Annotated in this window: 21 protein-coding genes; 18 read left to right on the forward strand and 3 right to left on the reverse strand. The window is 64.0% G+C overall.

Annotated elements, in window-relative coordinates:
• The first annotated feature begins 61 nt into the window (after positions 1 to 61).
• The 8 genes from C8D95_RS16710 (at position 62) to rplQ (ending at position 6180) form a co-directional block, all read left to right on the forward strand.
• Positions 62 to 814 carry a prepilin peptidase gene (locus C8D95_RS16710; protein WP_109760346.1) on the forward strand — a complete coding sequence of 251 codons (753 nt, stop codon included), beginning with the start codon at positions 62 to 64 and terminating at the stop codon, positions 812 to 814.
• A 112-nt stretch (positions 815 to 926) separates the two neighbouring features.
• Positions 927 to 1394 carry a 50S ribosomal protein L15 gene (rplO, locus tag C8D95_RS16715; protein ID WP_109760347.1) on the forward strand — a complete coding sequence of 156 codons (468 nt, stop codon included), beginning with the start codon at positions 927 to 929 and terminating at the stop codon, positions 1392 to 1394.
• A gap of 102 nt (positions 1395 to 1496) precedes the next feature.
• Positions 1497 to 2858: a preprotein translocase subunit SecY gene (gene secY / locus C8D95_RS16720; protein WP_109760348.1), complete on the forward strand. Its 1362-nt coding sequence runs from the start codon at positions 1497 to 1499 to the stop codon at positions 2856 to 2858.
• Positions 2855 to 3499, forward strand: coding sequence for an adenylate kinase (locus C8D95_RS16725; RefSeq protein ID WP_109760349.1), 645 nt, complete (start codon positions 2855 to 2857; stop codon positions 3497 to 3499). The genes secY and C8D95_RS16725 overlap by 4 nt, the downstream gene beginning before the upstream one ends.
• Before the next feature lie 207 nt (positions 3500 to 3706).
• Positions 3707 to 4075 (forward strand): 30S ribosomal protein S13, encoded by a 369-nt coding sequence (gene rpsM, locus C8D95_RS16730; protein ID WP_109760350.1) that lies wholly within the window; start codon positions 3707 to 3709, stop codon positions 4073 to 4075.
• 15 nt (positions 4076 to 4090) lie between these two features.
• A complete protein-coding gene (gene rpsK, locus C8D95_RS16735; RefSeq protein WP_109760351.1) occupies positions 4091 to 4477 on the forward strand; it encodes a 30S ribosomal protein S11 in 387 nt (128 codons plus the stop codon).
• A 114-nt stretch (positions 4478 to 4591) separates the two neighbouring features.
• Positions 4592 to 5608: a DNA-directed RNA polymerase subunit alpha gene (locus C8D95_RS16740; protein ID WP_109760352.1), complete on the forward strand. Its 1017-nt coding sequence runs from the start codon at positions 4592 to 4594 to the stop codon at positions 5606 to 5608.
• 152 nt (positions 5609 to 5760) lie between these two features.
• Positions 5761 to 6180, forward strand: coding sequence for a 50S ribosomal protein L17 (gene rplQ / locus C8D95_RS16745; RefSeq protein WP_109760353.1), 420 nt, complete (start codon positions 5761 to 5763; stop codon positions 6178 to 6180).
• A 66-nt stretch (positions 6181 to 6246) separates the two neighbouring features.
• Here the strand turns inward: rplQ and C8D95_RS16750 are convergent, their stop codons facing one another.
• Complete coding sequence (locus C8D95_RS16750) at positions 6247 to 6426, reverse strand: hypothetical protein (protein WP_126918620.1); 180 nt, start codon at positions 6424 to 6426, stop codon at positions 6247 to 6249.
• A gap of 153 nt (positions 6427 to 6579) precedes the next feature.
• On the opposite strand from C8D95_RS16750, the gene C8D95_RS16755 reads away from it, so the two are divergent.
• The 10 genes from C8D95_RS16755 to C8D95_RS16800 all read left to right on the forward strand — a co-directional run bounded on the left by C8D95_RS16755 (position 6580) and on the right by C8D95_RS16800 (position 16094).
• Positions 6580 to 7251 (forward strand): helix-turn-helix transcriptional regulator, encoded by a 672-nt coding sequence (locus C8D95_RS16755; protein ID WP_109760355.1) that lies wholly within the window; start codon positions 6580 to 6582, stop codon positions 7249 to 7251.
• 59 nt (positions 7252 to 7310) lie between these two features.
• Complete coding sequence (locus C8D95_RS16760) at positions 7311 to 7901, forward strand: acyl-homoserine-lactone synthase (protein ID WP_109760356.1); 591 nt, start codon at positions 7311 to 7313, stop codon at positions 7899 to 7901.
• A 44-nt stretch (positions 7902 to 7945) separates the two neighbouring features.
• A complete protein-coding gene (locus tag C8D95_RS16765; RefSeq protein WP_109760357.1) occupies positions 7946 to 9259 on the forward strand; it encodes a replication-associated recombination protein A in 1314 nt (437 codons plus the stop codon).
• A gap of 31 nt (positions 9260 to 9290) precedes the next feature.
• Positions 9291 to 9671, forward strand: a complete 381-nt coding sequence (crcB, locus tag C8D95_RS16770) for a fluoride efflux transporter CrcB (protein WP_109760358.1) — start codon at positions 9291 to 9293, stop codon at positions 9669 to 9671.
• On the forward strand, positions 9668 to 10714 hold the full coding sequence (locus tag C8D95_RS16775) for an RluA family pseudouridine synthase (protein WP_109760359.1): 1047 nt from the start codon (positions 9668 to 9670) through the stop codon (positions 10712 to 10714). Before crcB ends, C8D95_RS16775 begins: the two co-directional genes overlap by 4 nt.
• Before the next feature lie 11 nt (positions 10715 to 10725).
• Positions 10726 to 11418: an ATP12 family chaperone protein gene (locus C8D95_RS16780; protein WP_241239749.1), complete on the forward strand. Its 693-nt coding sequence runs from the start codon at positions 10726 to 10728 to the stop codon at positions 11416 to 11418.
• 222 nt (positions 11419 to 11640) lie between these two features.
• Positions 11641 to 12660 carry an amino acid ABC transporter substrate-binding protein gene (locus tag C8D95_RS16785; protein WP_109760497.1) on the forward strand — a complete coding sequence of 340 codons (1020 nt, stop codon included), beginning with the start codon at positions 11641 to 11643 and terminating at the stop codon, positions 12658 to 12660.
• A 141-nt stretch (positions 12661 to 12801) separates the two neighbouring features.
• Positions 12802 to 14016, forward strand: coding sequence for an amino acid ABC transporter permease (locus C8D95_RS16790; protein ID WP_109760361.1), 1215 nt, complete (start codon positions 12802 to 12804; stop codon positions 14014 to 14016).
• Positions 14017 to 14019: 3 nt separating this feature from the next.
• Positions 14020 to 15312 (forward strand): amino acid ABC transporter permease, encoded by a 1293-nt coding sequence (locus tag C8D95_RS16795; protein WP_109760362.1) that lies wholly within the window; start codon positions 14020 to 14022, stop codon positions 15310 to 15312.
• Positions 15313 to 15326: 14 nt separating this feature from the next.
• Entirely contained in the window at positions 15327 to 16094 is a 768-nt protein-coding gene (locus C8D95_RS16800) for an amino acid ABC transporter ATP-binding protein (protein WP_109760363.1), read from the forward strand.
• Positions 16095 to 16136: 42 nt separating this feature from the next.
• On the opposite strand, the gene C8D95_RS16805 is transcribed toward C8D95_RS16800, so the two are convergent.
• Both C8D95_RS16805 and argB read right to left on the reverse strand, forming a co-directional pair.
• A complete protein-coding gene (locus C8D95_RS16805; RefSeq protein ID WP_109760364.1) occupies positions 16137 to 16637 on the reverse strand; it encodes a SixA phosphatase family protein in 501 nt (166 codons plus the stop codon).
• Positions 16638 to 17283: 646 nt separating this feature from the next.
• Positions 17284 to 18183 carry an acetylglutamate kinase gene (gene argB / locus C8D95_RS16815; protein ID WP_109760365.1) on the reverse strand — a complete coding sequence of 300 codons (900 nt, stop codon included), beginning with the start codon at positions 18181 to 18183 and terminating at the stop codon, positions 17284 to 17286.
• Between the last annotated feature and the right edge of the window lie 13 nt (positions 18184 to 18196).

Here is an 18196-nt window from a genome sequence, read left to right on the forward strand (position 1 = left end):
TGGTCCCTCTTCCGCCACAATCGGTGCAGAGTGTCCGGGGCATTAACGAACCGGACCGACCATGCCGCCCCTGAACGATCTCCTTCTGGTGACGACGGTCATTCTCGTCGTCCTGGCGCCGATGAACGCCAGTTTCCTGCAGTGCTGGGCGGATCGCGCGCGCGCAGGCAACACGGCCGTCCCGCAGGGCCGCTCGCAGTGCGACGGATGCGGCAGGACGCTGTCCACCATCGACCTCGTTCCGATCCTGTCCTGGCTCTGGAATCGTGGCCGCGCGCGCTGCTGCGGAGAAAAGCTGCACCCCACGCTTCTCTATTCCGAGCTTCTGATTCTCGTCATCGCCCTCTGGGGCGCGGTGGTCGTGCCCTGGCCGCTCAAGATTCCGACAGTGCTGCTCGCATCCGGGCTTCAGGCGGTCGTCCTGCTGACGGGGCCGCATCCGAAGGCGGCGCGGGGCTTTACCGGCGCGCTGACCGTCCTGGGGCTCGGCATCGCCGCCTTCTTCCTCGACGCGCCTCTTGCCGTCCATGCGGGCGCGACGCTCCTCGGCCTTGCGCTCTGGGTCGCCGCGCGGCTGCAAAGGGCCGTGGCGCCCGACGCGCTGTTCCTCCTTCTGCCCGCGGGCGCCCTTACGGGCTTCTGGGGCCTTGCCCTGACGGGCTTCATCGCCATCCCTCTGGCCTTTGCGTTCCGCGCCCTCAAGCCCCTCGCCTATCCCGCCGACCAGCGCCGCCCGGTCATGCCGGGCGAGGCTGTGGTGATGGGCCTCGCCGCCGCGCTCTGGCTCGTCTGGCTCTATTTCATCGCCGTCTGAGTTCGGGCTTGAACGGCGCCGGACCCTGATCTATACGCCCCCGATCAATCAAAAAACGCCGTGGCCGTCCCATCTTCGCTTCGGGGGCGCGTCCGGCTCGAAAGGAAGCGACATGAAACTGAACCAACTCCGGGACAACCCCGGCGCCGCCCCCAAGAAAAAACGCATCGCCCGTGGCCCTGGCTCGGGCAAGGGCAAGACCGCCGGGCGCGGCATCAAGGGCCAATCGTCCCGCTCGGGCGTGGCGATCAACGGCTACGAGGGCGGCCAGATGCCGCTCTATCAGCGTCTTCCGAAGCGCGGCTTCAACAAGCCGAACCGCAAGAAGTACGCCGTGGTCAACCTGGGTCTGATCCAGAAATTCATCGACGCGGGCAAGCTCGGATCCGAGATCACCGAGACCGAGCTGGTCGACTCGGGTCTCGTCCGGCGCAAGCTCGACGGCGTACGCGTCCTCAGCAAGGGCGAGTTCTCGTCCAAGGCCACCATCACCGTCACCGGCGCGTCGAAGTCCGCGATCGAAGCGGTCGAGAAGGCCGGCGGCTCACTGACGGTCACGGCTCAGTCGGCTGACGCGTAAACGGCTTGTGGGCGGCTTCCCCGCCGCTTACATGACCTGCAGTTTTCCACGCCGCCGACCGGGAAACGGTCCGGCGGCGTTTGCACATGGAAGGGCCCTCGCATGGCATCCGCAGCAGAGCAAATGGCAGCCAACACCAGTTGGGGCATGCTTGGGAAGGCGACCGAGCTACGCCAGAGACTTCTGTTCACGATCGGTCTTCTGATCGTCTATCGCCTCGGCACCTACATCCCGGTTCCCGGCATCGACGGCAGCGCCCTGCGCGAATTCATGGACGGGGCAGCGGGCGGCATCGCGGGCGTCCTCGGCATGTTCACCGGCGGCGCCCTGTCGCGGATGGGCATCTTCGCCCTGGGCATCATGCCATACATCTCGGCCTCGATCATCATCCAGCTCCTCGCCTCGACCTGGGGCCCCCTGACGCAGCTGAAGAAGGAAGGCGAGCAGGGGCGTCGCAAGATCACGCAGTACACACGCTACGGCACCGTCCTTCTGGCGACCGTGCAGGCCTACGGCCTCGCCGCGTCGATGGAGGCGGGCGACCTCGTCACCGATCCGGGCTGGTTCTTCCGCATCTCGACCATGGTGACCCTGGTCGGCGGCACCATGTTCCTGATGTGGCTCGGCGAGCAGATCACCGCCCGCGGCGTGGGCAACGGCATCTCGCTCATCATCTACGTCGGTATCGTGGCCGAGCTTCCCGGCGTCTTCGCCCAGTTCTTCGCCCAGGGCCGCGCCGGCGCGCTGTCGACGGGCGTGATCCTCGGCATCCTCGCCATGATCCTGGTGACGCTCGTCTTCGTGGTGTTCATGGAGCGATCCCTGCGCAAGATCCACATCCAGTACCCGCGCCGCCAGGTCGGCATGAAGGTCTATGACGGTCAGTCCTCGCACCTGCCGATCAAGGTGAACCCGGCTGGCGTCATCCCGGCGATCTTCGCCTCGTCGCTCCTGCTCCTGCCGACCACGCTCGCGACCTTCTCAGGCTCGCAGGCCGGCCCGATCATGAGCTGGATCCTCGCCTACTTCGGCCCCGGTCAGCCGCTGTACCTTCTGTTCTTCGCGTCGATGATCATCTTCTTCACCTACTTCTACACCCTCAACGTGGCCTTCAAGCCCGACGAGGTGGCCGAGAACCTGAAGAACCAGAACGGCTTCATCCCCGGCATCCGCCCCGGCAAGAAGACCGAGGAATACCTCGAGTACGTCGTCCGCCGCATCCTCGTCCTCGGCAGCGCCTACCTCGCGCTGGTCTGTCTCCTGCCCGAGATCGTCCGCGGCAATTTGGCCATCACCGCCTACTTTGGCGGAACCTCGATTCTGATTATTGTCTCGGTCGGAATGGACTTCATCCAGCAGGTCCAGTCGCACCTTCTCGCACACCAGTACGAGAACCTGATCGAGAAATCCCAGTTGCGCGGCAAGAAACGCGGCGGGAAAGCCAAGGGGACGGCCAGACGATGAACATCATACTGCTGGGGCCGCCAGGCGCCGGGAAGGGAACCCAGGCGCGGCGGCTCGAGGAAGGGCGCGGCATGGTCCAGCTCTCGACCGGCGACATGCTGCGCGACGCCCGCACCTCGGGCACCGAGATGGGTCAGCGCGTCGCCGCGATCATGGACGCGGGCGAGCTTGTCACCGACGAGATCGTCATCGGCCTGATCGAGGAAAAGCTGAAGACCTCCCACGGCAGCGGTTTCATCTTCGACGGCTTCCCCCGCACGCTGGCCCAGGCCGACGCACTGGGCGAGCTGCTGGAGGCGAACGGGCAGGAGCTGGACGCAGTCATCGAGATGCGCGTCGACGACGCCGAGCTCGTCCAGCGGATCACCGCGCGATCGACCTGCGCCACCTGCGGCGAAGTCTACAACGACGCGACGAAGCCGATCCCCGAGGACGGCAAGTGCTCGAACTGCGGCGGGACGGAATTCAAGCGCCGCGCCGACGACAACGCCGAAAGCCTCAAGACCCGGCTCATGGAATACTACAAGAAGACCTCGCCGCTGATCGGCTACTACTACGCCAAGGGCGACCTGCGCACCGTCGACGGTCTGGGCGAGATCGACGAGGTGGCCAAGGCGATATCAATGGTTCTCGACGCCTGAGGCGTAACCGTCGGCATCGGATTGCGAAGGGGTGAAGAAGGGACTTGACACAAGTCGTTCCGCACCCCTTGACCCTACCGGCGCGAGCGCATAGTTACCGCCATCTCAACTGAGAATCATATGCAAGCCCGGTGGCATCATCGCTCCGGGCTTACGTTGTGAAAAAAGGGCCTGGTATGACGGGCCCGCAACGAAAGGACATACGACGTGGCACGTATTGCCGGCGTGAACATCCCGACTGCGAAGCGGGTTCCGATCGCCCTCACCTACATCACCGGAATCGGCCCCTCTTCCGCCAGGGAGATCTGCGAGGCCGTCAAGATCGAACCCAGCCGTCGCGTGAACGAGCTGTCGGATGCCGAGGTCCTTGCGATCCGCGAGCATATCGACGCCAACTTCACCGTCGAGGGTGACCTGCGCCGCGAGACGCAGATGAACATCAAGCGCCTGATGGACCTCGGCTGCTATCGCGGCCTGCGCCATCGTCGCAACCTTCCCGTGCGCGGTCAGCGTACACATACCAATGCGCGCACGCGCAAAGGTCCGGCGAAAGCTATCGCCGGCAAGAAGAAATAAGGAAGGGTCCGACCAATGGCACGTGAACGTCGCGTCAAGAAGAAGGTCTCCAAGAACATCGCCACCGGCGTTGCTCATGTGAACTCTTCGTTCAACAACACCAAGATCCTGATCTCGGACGTGCAGGGCAACGCGATTGCCTGGTCGTCCGCCGGGACGATGGGCTTCAAGGGCTCGCGCAAGTCGACCCCCTATGCCGCGCAGATGGCCGCCGAAGACGCCGGCCGCAAGGCGCAGGAACACGGGGTCCGCACGATCGAGGTCGAGGTTCAGGGTCCCGGGTCGGGTCGCGAATCCGCCCTCCGCGCCCTGGCGGCCGTGGGATTCAACATCACGTCGATCCGCGACGTGACGCCGATCGCCCACAACGGCTGCCGTCCGCCAAAGCGCCGCCGCGTCTGACGACGCCGAATTTCCCGGTCGGGCCGTGCAGACGCATGGCCCGTCCTTGCTGTTTTGAACCTCGGGAGCGTCCGGCAAGGACATGGGCCGGAAGCAGGAATTGAGGAGACACACATGATCCACAAGAACTGGCAAGAATTGATTAAGCCGACCCAGCTGGACGTCAAGCCGGGCAACGACCCTGCGCGTCAGGCGACGGTCATCGCCGAACCGCTCGAGCGGGGCTTCGGCCTGACGCTCGGCAACGCGCTGCGGCGCGTGCTGATGTCGTCGCTCCAGGGCGCGGCCATCACAAGCGTCCAGATCGACAACGTCCTGCACGAGTTCTCGTCCGTCGCGGGCGTCCGCGAAGACGTGACCGACATCGTCCTCAACCTGAAGGGCGTGGCAATCCGCATGGATGTCGAGGGTCCGAAGCGCCTGTCGATCTCGGTCAAGGGCCCGCAGGTCGTGACCGGCGGCGACATCTCGGAATCGGCCGGCATCGAGATCCTGAACAAGGATCACGTCATATGTCACCTCGACGAGGGCGCCGACCTCTTCATCGAACTGACGGTCGACACCGGCAAGGGCTACGTCGCCGCCGACAAGAACCGTCCCGAGGATGCACCGATCGGCCTGATCCCGGTCGACGCGATCTATTCGCCGGTCCGCAGGGTCAGCTACGAAGTGCAGCCGACCCGCGAGGGCCAGGTGCTGGACTACGACAAGCTGACGCTGAAGCTCGAAACCGACGGCTCGATCACGCCGGATGACGCCGTGGCTCTTGCGGCGCGCATCCTCCAGGATCAGCTTTCGATCTTCGTCAACTTCGACGAGCCCGAAGCGGCCCGCGCGATGGATGACGAGGACGGGCTGGAGTTCAATCCGCTCCTTCTCAAGAAGGTGGACGAGCTCGAGCTTTCGGTGCGTTCGGCGAACTGCCTGAAGAACGACAACATCGTCTACATCGGCGACCTCATCCAGAAGACCGAGGCCGAGATGCTGCGGACGCCGAACTTCGGTCGGAAGTCGCTCAACGAGATCAAGGAAGTGCTCTCCGGCATGGGTCTCCACCTCGGCATGGACGTCGAGGAGTGGCCGCCGGAGAACATCGAGGACCTGGCCAAGAAGTTCGAGGACCAGTTCTAAGCTACAAGGTATCGCGTCGGTCGCCGCACCGACGCGATACCGACGCAATACCGACGTCATACAGACGTGGGTTTTCGGGCATTCCGCCCCAAGGAGAGTCGGCGCCACGCACGTCGGCCGGACAAAGCAAAACCGCCACCGGAGTACGACACATGCGTCACGCCCGCGGCTATCGCCGCCTGAACCGCACCCACGAGCACCGCAAGGCGCTTTTCGCCAACATGGCCGGCTCGCTGATCGAGCACGAGCAGATCAAGACGACCCTGCCCAAGGCCAAGGAACTCAAGCGGATCATGGACAAGATGATCACGCTCGGGAAGAAGGGCGACCTTCACGCCCGCCGCCTGGCCGCCGCGCGTCTCAAGCAGGATGCCCATGTTTCCAAGCTGTTCGACGTCCTCGGCCCCCGCTATGCCGAGCGCAACGGCGGCTACACCCGCGTCCTGAAGGCCGGCTTCCGCTACGGCGACATGGCCCCCATGGCGATCATCGAACTGGTCGACCGCGATCTCGACGCCAAGGGCCTCGCCGACCGCGAACGCCTGGCGGCCGAAGACGTCGCCGAGGATTGATCCGCAGCTGACTTTGGACTCGGAAAAGTCGCCCCAAGGGGCGGCTTTTTGTTTTGGACCAGAGACTTATACGGGCGCCACCCGCATTCGCCAGACATGCCCGATCGACGTCAGCAACTGCGTCTCAGGTTCATCAGGCTGCGCTTCGCGTTGGCTGCTGAAGCTGAGAAATCGGACCAGGACCTCCCGTTCCCCATCCATCAGGCCAGCGAAAAGAGTTTTCTCCAGATCGGTCAGGCGAAGCATTGTGTACCTCAGGGCGAGCCACCCGCTGAGATACAATTTCAGGTTGACTGGCTGCTTGCCAACCTGTCTAAAAGGACACGTCGTCCCGGCCTCGCTTGAGCGGTCCGGACTGACCTATCCATCGTGCGGCGTTCAGCCCAGCGGCAGGCAACCATGTGGCGTGACAACGAAGTCTTCGAAACCCTGACGCGGACGGGCCGGACCGGACGCGCCACTCCCGACCAGAAGTCTCTGGCAAGCAATTTCGACGCCCTCGCCTCAATCGCGCCCGCCGGCTTTTCTGCCGGGCTCCACATCCGCTTCGCCGCTCCCCTGATCTATGTCCGGACCTACGACGACGCCTGGACGAAGCTCTACGACGAGAACGCCTATGCCCTGCGCGATCCCCTTGTTTTCTGGGGTCTTGGGGGCAAAGGCCACACGCGCTGGAGTGCCATCAGGCTTCCAGACCCGTTCAACATTCTTGGGCAGGCCCGCAAACACGGGCTGACCTATGGGGCTGTGGTGTCCTGTGGTCCGATCAGCTCGCGCAGCATCGTCGGGCTTGCCCACGGCACGCGAGAGTTCACGGACCCGGAGATTGCCGAGGCGGTGAGGATCGTTCACCAACTGCACCTCGCGGCCGAGCCTCCTACCGAATTGACGCAGGCCCAGATCGAGGCCTTGCGTCTGCTGGCTGATGGGGACCGACATGCTGCCGCAGCGGCGAAACTGGGAATATCCGAAAGCGCCTTCAAGGCGCGGCTTCAGTCCGCCCGCGTCCGTCTCGGCGCCCGGACCACGGCACAGGCACTGCGCAAGGCCAGGGAATACCAGCTTATCTAGAACGTCAGATACGCCTCCTCGTCCCGACAGGTTATCCACCCAGTCAGGAGGCTGTAACCATGCAAGTGACGACCCTTTCCTTCGAGAACATGCACCATCACGGCGAGTTGTTCGCCAACATGCTGCGCGCACGACACCGGACCTTCATCGACCGGAACAACTGGGATCTTCCTCATGCCGACGGCATGGAGTTCGACCAGTACGACACCCCCTTCAGCCGTTGGGTCGCGGTCCACGAGTTCGGCGAGGTGCTGGCGGGCGTGCGCCTGACCCCCACGACGGCGCGATGCGGGATCTATTCCTACATGATCCGCGACGCCCAACTCGGGCTTCTGGACAGCATCCCGCATGACCTTCTCTACCGCGAGGCGCCCGTCGCGCCTCACATCTGGGAGTCGAGCAGGGTCTTCGTGGCCGACACCGTGCCTTCCAGGATGCGGTTGCGCGTCCAGTGCTCGCTCATCGACGAGATGGTGCGCTCGGCCCGAAACCTGGGGGCGACGTCGCTGATCGGCATCGTTCCGGAACACAGCCCCAGGCTCGCGCGTCGCACTGGCATCAACTGCGTCGCGGCAGGCCCGGTGATCGAGACGGGCGACGACGAACGCAGCGTCTGCATCGACATCGCGCTGGCGTCCAAGCTGCACTGAGGGCTCTTCCAGTCGGCGCGGCGGGGGCGTAGCCTTCGCCGCGCATGGCCGACCTCTTCGATCAGTCCGACGACGCGATCCCCGGCAAGGGTGCCCCGCGCCCCTTGGCTGACCGCCTGCGCCCCCGCGCGCTGTCCGAGGTCATCGGCCAAGACCACATCCTGGGACCCGAAGCCCCGATGGGCGCGATGCTCAGGGCCGGAAACCTGGGGTCGCTGATCCTCTGGGGTCCGCCAGGCGTCGGAAAGACGACCATCGCGCGGCTCCTCGCGGACGCGACCGACCTGCATTTCGTCCAGATCAGTGCCATTTTCACAGGCGTCGCCGACCTGAAGAAGGTCTTCGAAGCCGCCAAGCTTCGTCGCCGAACGGGGCAGGGGACGCTTCTCTTCGTCGACGAGATTCACCGCTTCAACAAGGCGCAGCAGGACGGCTTCCTACCCCACATGGAGGACGGCACGATCCTCCTCGTGGGTGCCACCACTGAGAACCCGTCGTTCGAACTGAACGCGGCGCTTCTGTCCCGCGCGCAGGTCATGGTGCTGAACCGCCTGACGCTCGCTCACCTCGAAAAGCTGGCGCAGCGGGCCGAGCAGGAGATGGGGCGCGCCCTTCCGTTCGACGGACCTGCCCGCGAGGCGCTCCTCGAGATGGCAGATGGCGACGGGCGTGCGCTTCTGAACCTGATCGAACAGGTGTCGGGCTGGACGGTCGACGGCAAGCTCGACGCTCAGGCACTGTCGAAACGCCTGATGCGCCGCGCGACTCAATACGACAAGTCGGGCGACGCGCACTACAACCTGATTTCGGCTCTGCACAAGTCGGTTCGGGGGTCGGATCCCGATGCGGCACTCTACTGGTTCGCCCGGATGCTCGCAGGCGGCGAGGACCCGCGGTACCTCGCGCGGCGTGTGACGCGGATGGCGGTCGAGGACATCGGACTGGCCGATCCGCAGGCTCACACCGTGTGCCTCGATGCCTGGAACACCTACGAACGCCTCGGCTCGCCCGAAGGCGAACTGGCTCTTGCGCAAGCGGTGACCTACCTCGCCCTCGCGCCTAAGTCGAACGCGGGCTACGTCGCCTTCAAGGCCGCCATGGCGGCCGCGCGGCAGACCGGATCCGAGCCGCCGCCAAAGCACATCCTGAACGCTCCGACCAAGATGATGAAGGACCAAGGCTACGGCGAAGGCTATGCCTACGACCACGATGCCGACGACGGTTTTTCGGGTCAGAACTACTTCCCCGAGTCCATGAAGCGCGGCGTCTACTACCAGCCGGTGGAACGCGGTTTCGAACGCGAATTAAAGCGGCGGCTCGACTATTTCGTGAAGCTCAGGACGAAGCGGCAGAGTTGACATCTCACCCCCTTGGCGACAGACGAGGCCGATGGTTGGAAACCTGATGATGGTAGCCCTTGGCGGCGCGCTTGGCGCCTCGGCCCGCTATCTGGCGGGCATCGGGATCCTGCGGCTTGTCGGGCACACCGCCCTGCCGCTTGGCATCCTCGCCGTCAATATCGTGGGCTCCTTTCTGATGGGCGTCTTCATCACGCTTGCGGCGCACCGCGGCCTCACGCATCTGTCGCCGCTGGTGGCGACGGGATTCCTGGGCGGCTTTACGACGTTTTCGTCGTTTTCCCTTGAAACAGTGACGTTATGGGAGAGGGGCGAGGCTGGTCTCGCCGCTCTCTACGTCGCCCTCTCGGTCGGTGTCTCGGTTGCGGCACTGGCCGGAGGCATCCTTGCAGCGCGGTGGGTTACGGCATGAGCGGCGTCCAGACTCTGACAATCGGCAAGGACGAGGGCGGGCAGCGGCTCGACCGCTGGTTCCGCAGGCACTTTCCGCAGGTGTCGCAGGGCCGGATCGAGAAGTTGTGCCGGAAGGGCGAGATCAGGCTCGACGGCGGCCGAACGAAACCGGCGACGCGAATCGAGGCGGGACAGTCCGTCCGCGTCCCACCGCTGCCGGACGAGGCGGCGCCCGTGCCCACGGCTGCGCCCCGCCTAGCTGACGTTGATGCGCTCATGATCCGGGACGCGGTGTTCTGGAAGGACGACCACATCATCGCGCTGAACAAGCCGCCCGGTCTGCCCTCGCAGGGCGGATCGAAGCAGACCCGTCATGTCGACGGGCTGGCCGAGGCGCTGACCTTCGGTCTGGCGGACAAACCGCGTCTGGTCCACCGGCTGGACAAGGACACCTCGGGCGTTCTGATCCTTGCCCGGACCCGCGCTGTGGCGGACGGGCTGACGAAGGCCTTCCGCGCCCGCGACACCAGAAAGATCTACTGGGCCGCCGTCGCGGGCGTGCCAGACCCGCGCATGGGCACCATTCGCTTCGGACTTGTCAAAGCGCCCGGCCATGGCGCGAGGGGCGAGAACGAGAAGATGCGCGTCGTCCATCCGAACGAGGTCGAAGCGACCGAGGGCGCCAAGCACGCGACGACCGACTATGCCGTCCTGTCCAACCTGGGCACACGAGCGTCCTGGGTGGCGCTTGTCCCTGTGACGGGGCGTACGCACCAGCTTCGCGCCCACATGGCCGAGATCGGTCATCCCGTCGTGGGCGACGGCAAGTACGGCGGCTCGGGGCAGGAGAACAAGGGCGACGGCTGGGGGGCGCAACTGGGTGGCGAGATCAGTCGCAAGCTGCACCTCCACGCGCGAAGCCTGTCCTTCACGCATCCCGTCACGGGCAAGCGCGTCACCGTCACCGCGCCTCTTCCCGAGCATATGGCGCGGACGTGGGAAATGCTGGACTGGCACGAGGCTGACGTGCCGGCCGATCCGTTCGACGAGGATCAGGCATGAATCAGTGGAGCATGAAGCGATTCTGGCAATCCGCGGCGATCGAGGAAACGGGCGAGGAGTTTGCCATACGCCTCGACGGCCGCCCCGTAAGGACGCCCGCGAAACGCGTACTGGCCGTGCCGACACGCACCATCGCCGAAAAGATCGCGGCCGAGTGGGAAGCGCAGGACAAGACCGTGGATCCGCGCACCATGCCGTGGACTCGGTCGGCCAATGCCGCGCTCGACAAGGTCGCGCCTCAGCGCAAGGCGGTGGAGGACTACATTGCCGCCTATGCAGAAACCGATCTTCTGTGTTACCGCGCCGAAGGTCCTGCGAGCCTCATCGCGCGGCAGGAGGCGGCCTGGGATCCCATCCTGGACTGGATGTCGCAGCGCTACGGCGTTCGTCTGTCGGTCACCCGCGGGGTCATGCCCGTCGAGCAGGACCCTGACGCCACGGGCCGGCTTGCGAAGGCAATGGCGCCTCTCACGGACTTCCAGTTGACTGCGTTTCACGATCTCGTGACGCTCCCCGGCTCGTTCGTCCTTGGCCTCGCGGCGATCGAGGAGGCGGCTCCGCCGCTTGATCTTTGGGGGGCCTCGCATGTGGATGAGGACTGGCAGATCGGCGAATGGGGAGACGACGAGGAAGCCGCCGAGGCCGCCGCTTTTCGCCAGAAAGCCTACCTCCATGCTTCGGACTTTTATCGGGCTGCCTCCTGAAACGGCTAAGGTCGTCTCAACTGCCCGCTTCTCGGCAATCTCTCCAAAACGCTTTGAACAACGGGTTTATAGGCTCTCAGGCTTGACCTGAGGGGCGGAATGCGCCCAAATTCCGGGCGTTGGGCGGTCATGCCGCCGAATGAACCAATAAACACCGGCGTCTGCTGTTGACGAGGCCGGGACACACCGCCAGCGATGGTGGAAACTCAGGAAGAGGTAAACATGAAACAATCCGTATTCTTTGGCGCGCTGACTGGCGCCGTCCTCGTCGGCGGCATTGCGGGCGCGGCGACGCTTGACGACGTGAAGGCGCGCGGCAAGCTGAATTGCGGCGTGACGACTGGTCTGGTGGGCTTTGCGGCCCCGGACGCGAATGGCAATTGGGAAGGCTTCGACGTCGCGGTGTGCCGCGCTGTGGCGGCAGCTGTCCTCGGCGATCCCAACGCGGTCGAATTCGTTCCTACAACCGGAAAGACGCGCTTTACCGCGCTCGCCTCGGGCGAGATCGACATGCTGGCTCGGAACACGACCTGGACCTTCTCGCGCGACACCGACCTCAAATTCGATTTCGTCGGGATCAACTACTATGACGGCCAGGGCTTCATCGTGCCGAAGGCGCTTGGCGTCACCTCGGCCAAGGACCTCGACGGCGCGACCGTCTGCATCCAGACGGGCACCACGACGGAACTGAACCTCGCGGACTACTTCCGCGCGAACAACATCAGCTACGAGCCGGTTCCGATCGAAACCAACGCCGAAGGCCAGCAGCAGTACCTTGCGGGAGCCTGCGACGCCTACACCACCGACGCCTCGGGCCTTGCCGCAACGCGCGCCACGTTCGAGACGCCGTCCGACCACGTCATTCTGCCCGAAATCATCTCGAAAGAGCCCCTGGGCCCGCTCGTCCGCCATGGCGACAACGACTGGGGCGACATCGTCATGTGGACGCTGAACGCCCTGATCGCCGCCGAAGAATACGGTGTGACGTCGGCGAACGTCGAGGAACTGTCGGCCGCTGCAGGGGACAACCCCGAAGTGAACCGCCTTCTCGGGACCGAGGACAACCTCGGCGCCATGATCGGTCTCGACGCCACCTGGGCGAAGGACGCCATAGCCGCCGGTGGCAACTACGGCGAGATCTTCGAGAAGAACATCGGTGAAAGCACTCCGATCGGTCTGGCGCGTGGATTGAACGCGCAGTGGACCGAGGGCGGCCTCCTCTACGCGCCGCCGTTCAGGTAAGAGCGATATCCGGGGCGCGGTACATCCGCGCCCCGGCTGCATTCAGGTGCCGGAAGGTGCCGTGCGACCAAGAACGACCCGGCCAGCGGCGCCACCACGGCGCCGTCCAAAAAACAGGACCGGGATACAGGGATACGCTTTATGACGACACTCTCGGATCCAACACAGGAGTCGTTCCGGCTATCCATGCTGTTGAACGACACGCGTTACCGGTCCATCACATTCCAGGCAATCGCCCTGATCCTTTTGGTCGCGGCGATCTGGTATCTGATGTCCAACCTCTTCGCCAACCTCGAGGAACAGGGGCTCAACATCTCCTATTCCTTCCTCGGTTCAACGGCGGGGTATGACATCAACCAGACGCTGATCCCCTATTCCAGTCAGTCCACCAATCTGCGCGCAGCCTTCGTCGGAGTGCTGAACACGCTGCTTGTTGCGGTTCTCGCCTGCGTCATGGCCACGATATTCGGCGTCATCGCAGGGGTCCTTCGGCTGTCGAACAACTGGTTGGTCCGCAAGTTGATGGCGGTCTATGTCGAAATATTCCGGAACATCCCGGTGCTGATCTGGATCCTGATCATCTATTTCATCATGACCGCAGCGATGCCCGCCCCTAGCGCCTTCCGGGGCGATGAACCTGCGGCATCGATGATCCTGGGGTCCTTCGCCTTTACCAATCGCGGCGTCTACATCCCGTCTCCGGTCTTGGAACCGGGTTGGATGATCGTCGTGGCGACGTTCGTGGCGTCGATCATCGGTATTGTCGCCTATCGCCGTTACTCGACCAAGCTGCTGTACGACACCGGCCGCCTGCTGCCGCGGTTCTGGCCCTCGGTCGCGATCTTCTTCATCCCGACGCTGCTGGTGTTTTTCCTTATGGGTCGGCCCATCTCGCTGGACTATCCAGCGCTGGCGGGGTTCAACTTCCGGGGCGGCCTCCAGATCGGCGCGCCGCTGATCGCGCTCTGGTTCGCCTTGTCGATCTACACCGGAGCCTTCATCGCCGAGAACGTGCGCGCGGGTATTCAGGCCGTGTCCAGGGGCCAAAGCGAGGCGGCGGCGGCTCTGGGGCTGCGCCCCGGTCGGATCATGAACCTCGTGGTTCTGCCGCAGGCGCTGCGCGTCATCATCCCGCCGCTCATCTCGCAATATCTCAACATCACCAAGAATTCGTCGCTGGCGATCCTGGTGGGCTATGCCGACATCACCGCGACACTCGGCGGCATCACGTTGAACCAGACGGGACGCGCGATCGAATGCGTCCTGCTCCTGATGCTGTTCTACCTGACGATCTCGCTGATCATCTCGCTGATCCTGAACGTCTACAACAGTGCCGTCAGACTGAGGGAGCGCTGAGCCATGTCGGACACGCACGCCGAATCCGTCGCCTTCGTCCGCGAAACGGCGATCCCGCCCGCGCTGCCGCCCGCCACGGTTTCCGGGCCGGTCAAGTGGATGCGCGATAATCTGTTTCCCACCTGGGCAAACGGATTGCTGACCGTCGCAGCGCTCTACATCATCTACCTGATCCTTTCGTCCAGTTTGCCCTGGCTGCTGGGCGGGATATGGAACGCCGAAAGCCTCGCGCAGTGCCGCGAGATACTGCAGGGCAATTCGGCCGCCTGCTTCGCGGTGCTGTCCGAGCGTTGGAACCAACTGCTCTTCGGGTTCAAGTACCCGCCCGAACTGTACTGGCGCCCCACGCTTGCCTTCGTCCTGTTGTTCATCGCTGCAGCGCCGGTTTTGTTTTTCGACCTGCCGCGAAAGCTTCTGATCTTCACCGGCATCTATCCCTTCCTCGCCTACTGGCTGATCTGGGGCGGCACCATCCTGACGCCGCTGATCGCGCTGCTGGGCGTGGTCGTGGGCTACCTGGTCTTCAATCGCTTCGTGAAAGGCAGCTTCGCAGCCGGAATGTTCGGGGGTGTCGCCGCCGCGCTCGTGGTCTGGATCCTGGGTGGGATGGTGTTTTCGGGCGCGGATCTATTTTCGCTTCGTTCTGTCTCCTCACGCGACCTCGGCGGCTTCATGCTGAACATGATGCTTGGCATCACCTGCGTATCCCTGTCTGTTCCCATCGGCATTGCACTTGCGCTGGGGCGGCAGTCGGACCTGCCTATCGTCAAATACATCTGCGTCGTCTTCATCGAGTTCATTCGAGGCGTGCCGCTGATCACGCTGCTGTTCGTGGCCAGCGTGATGCTGTCCTACTTCTTCCCGCCCGAGCGCACGGTGGACCTGTTTCTACGGGTGGTCATCATGATCACCATGTTCTCCTCGGCCTACATTGCCGAGGTTATCCGGGGGGGACTCGCGGCTCTGCCGAAGGGACAATACGAGGCGGCGGATTCACTGGGGCTGGATTATCCGCAGGCGATGCGGCTGATCATCCTGCCGCAGGCGCTCAAGATATCGATCCCCGGCATCGTCAACATCGCCGTGGGCCTGTTCAAGGACACGACGCTGGTCTCGGTCATCACGCTCTTCGACATCGTGGGCATGATCCGTGGCCCGATCTTGGCCTCGACCGACTGGAACGGCGTCTACTGGGAACTCTTCATGTTCGCCTCGGTGCTGTTCTTCATCGTCTGCTACAGCATTTCGCAATATTCGCAGTGGCTGGAACGCCGCCTCGCGACAGATCATCGTTAAGGGAGGGCGCTCGGATGACCGAAGCCGTAGAGATGAAGGTATCCGACGAAATCGCGATCAGCATCCAGAACATGAACAAGTGGTACGGGACGTTCCACGTCCTGCGCGACATTGATCTGACGGTCTACCGCGGCGAACGCATTGTCATCTGCGGGCCGTCAGGGTCGGGAAAGTCCACGCTGATCCGCTGCATCAACGCGCTGGAGGAGCACCAGAAAGGCAGGATCGAGGTGGACGGGACGATGCTGTCCTCGGACATCAAGAACATCGACAAGATCCGCCGCGAGGTCGGGATGGTGTTCCAGCACTTCAACCTCTTCCCGCACCTGACCATCCTGGAAAACTGCACGCTGGCGCCGATATGGGTCCGCAAGATCCCCAAGAAGACGGCCGAAGAAACGGCGATGCATTTCCTGAAAAAGGTGAAGATCCCTGAGCAGGCCGACAAGTATCCCGGTCAGCTCTCGGGGGGTCAGCAACAGCGCGTGGCGATCGCGCGCAGCCTGTGCATGCGCCCGCGGATCATGCTGTTCGATGAACCCACATCGGCGCTTGACCCCGAAATGATCAAGGAAGTGCTCGATACAATGATCGAGTTGGCCGAAGAGGGAATGACCATGCTCTGCGTTACGCACGAGATGGGCTTTGCCCGCCAGGTGGCGAACCGCGTGATCTTCATGGACGAAGGCCAGATCGTCGAGCAGAACGAGCCCGAGGAGTTCTTCAAGAATCCCAAATCGCCGCGGACCAAGCTGTTCCTCAGCCAGATCCTCGGTCACTGACCATCATGCACCCGGTCCTGAAGGCCCGGCGAGGATCGGCGGTCAGTTCACGTCGCGCGGCACCATGAAGTCGCGCACGCTACCGCTGTGCCAGCCCACGTCGCTCCAGGTCTCGGCGTCGAAGTCGAGAACGGTCGTAGCGCCGGTCGGATAGTCATCGAACCGGGCGTGCTGAGGGGGTGTCCTCGCAAGAAGGCTGGCACACTCTCCGATACCCGGGTTGTGCGCCAGAACAAGCACGCTCGATTGCCGTTTCTGCCGGAGAAGTCGAAGCATCGCGTCGGGGCCGGCGAGATAAAGCGACTTGAGGACTTTGGCCTGCACGGTTGGGAACGCTTCTGCGACAAGGTCCCAAGTCTCGACCGTCCGGCGAGCAGCCGAGACCAGCGCGATCTCGGGTATGTGTCCTTTGTCTGCAAGCCAACGCCCCACCAAAGGCGCAGCCCTTCGCCCGCGGTCATTCAGCCTGCGGTCGAAGTCGTCTTGTCCCGGCTCGCTCCAGTCGGACTTCGCATGGCGCATCAGGATCAGCCTCAGGGTCATGGGTGGAAAGCCCTCATGTGAAACGCCGATTGCGCCTCCGACCGCAAGTAACCGGCACCGGCAGGGCACGCGCGACGGACAACGCATCCTCGATTCATGCAGTCCGCGCCGGGCGCTGTGTTCAGATAGGCGTGACACCGCCCGAGGTCATAGCCGTCAGCGGTCAGTGCGTCCGCCGGACAGGCGGTTCGGCAGGGTTGCGCACACGTTGGGCAGGGTGAGCTCGTGGCAGCCTCCAGTGGTGGAAGGCCGGGCAGCAAGACAGCTCCCCGGTAGGACAGCCAAAGCCCGGTCACCTGGTGAACGAGCAGCGTCACGGGCGAGGCATGAGCGCCGGAACGCAGCGCCCAGTCTATGAAAGGCCGGGCGGGGTCGCCGAAGGGAAACAGGGCCGAGCCCCCAACCTTTTCGGACAGCGTTTCGACAACCCGCCGTGACCAGCGATCCATCGGGTCGGGCCTGCTGTCGCGATACTCGTTGCTCTTGGTGAAGTGCGCCCAGAATCCCGGTTCGGACGGTCCGAGAAGGCAAAGCGTTCCAATACCAAGCCCATCGTCCGGACGAGTAGCGCAGGCGCCCAGAAGCGTCAGATTGTCCTCGCCGGCCAGCGACTCGAGGTCCGCCAGGGAAACCCCGACGTCCGGTGTCACGCCCGCGACCGGGGCCGGTGAGGCGGCAAGTCCGCCCGTCGGATAAGCGACCCGGCGCCGTGCTCGGTGAACAGCTCGAGAAGGCAGGCATTTGGCACCCTGCCGTCCAGGATCACCACGGCGCGAACTCCGTCCTCGACCGCCTTCAGCGCAGTCTCGGTCTTCGGGATCATGCCGCCTGCGATGGTGCCGTCCTCGATCATGGCGCGGACGTCTTCGGGGGTCATCTGGGTCACGATTTCGCCGGACGCGTTCTTCACGCCCTCGACGTCGGTCAGCAGCAACAGGCGATCCGCCTTCAGCGCCGCCGCGATGGCGCCAGCTGCGGTGTCGCCGTTGACGTTGAAGGTCTCAAGCGCACTCATGCCCGTGGCGACAGGAGCCACGACTGGGATGATCCCCGCCTTGAAGAGGTCGCGCAGCACCTGCACGTTCATTTCGACGGGGCGGCCGACGAACCCCAGTTCAGGATCGTCCGCCTCGCAGACCATCAGGTCATCGTCCTTGCCGGACAGCCCGACGGCGCGGCCGCCCTCGTCCATGATGGCCTGAACGATGCGCTTGTTGACGAGGCCGGTCAGCACCATTTCGACGACCTCGACGGTCGCCTGATCGGTCACTCGCTTGCCGCGGACGAACTTCGACTCGATTCCGAGCCGCGCCAGAAGGTCGTTGATCATCGGTCCACCACCATGGACGACGACAGGGTTCAGGCCCATCTGGCGCATCAACACGATGTCGCGCGCAAAACTTGCCATCGCCTCGGCGTCGCCCATGGCGTTGCCGCCGAACTTAACCACCACGATCGCATCGTCGTAGCGCTGGATGTAAGGCAGGGCCTCGTTCAGGGTTCGGGCTGTGGCGATCCAGTCGCGGCTCATGTCTCTGGGTCTCATCGTGTCACCTCGT

The sequence above is a fragment of the Silicimonas algicola genome (assembly GCF_003148765.1).
In the GTDB taxonomy this organism is placed as follows: Bacteria; Pseudomonadota; Alphaproteobacteria; order Rhodobacterales; family Rhodobacteraceae; genus Silicimonas; species Silicimonas algicola.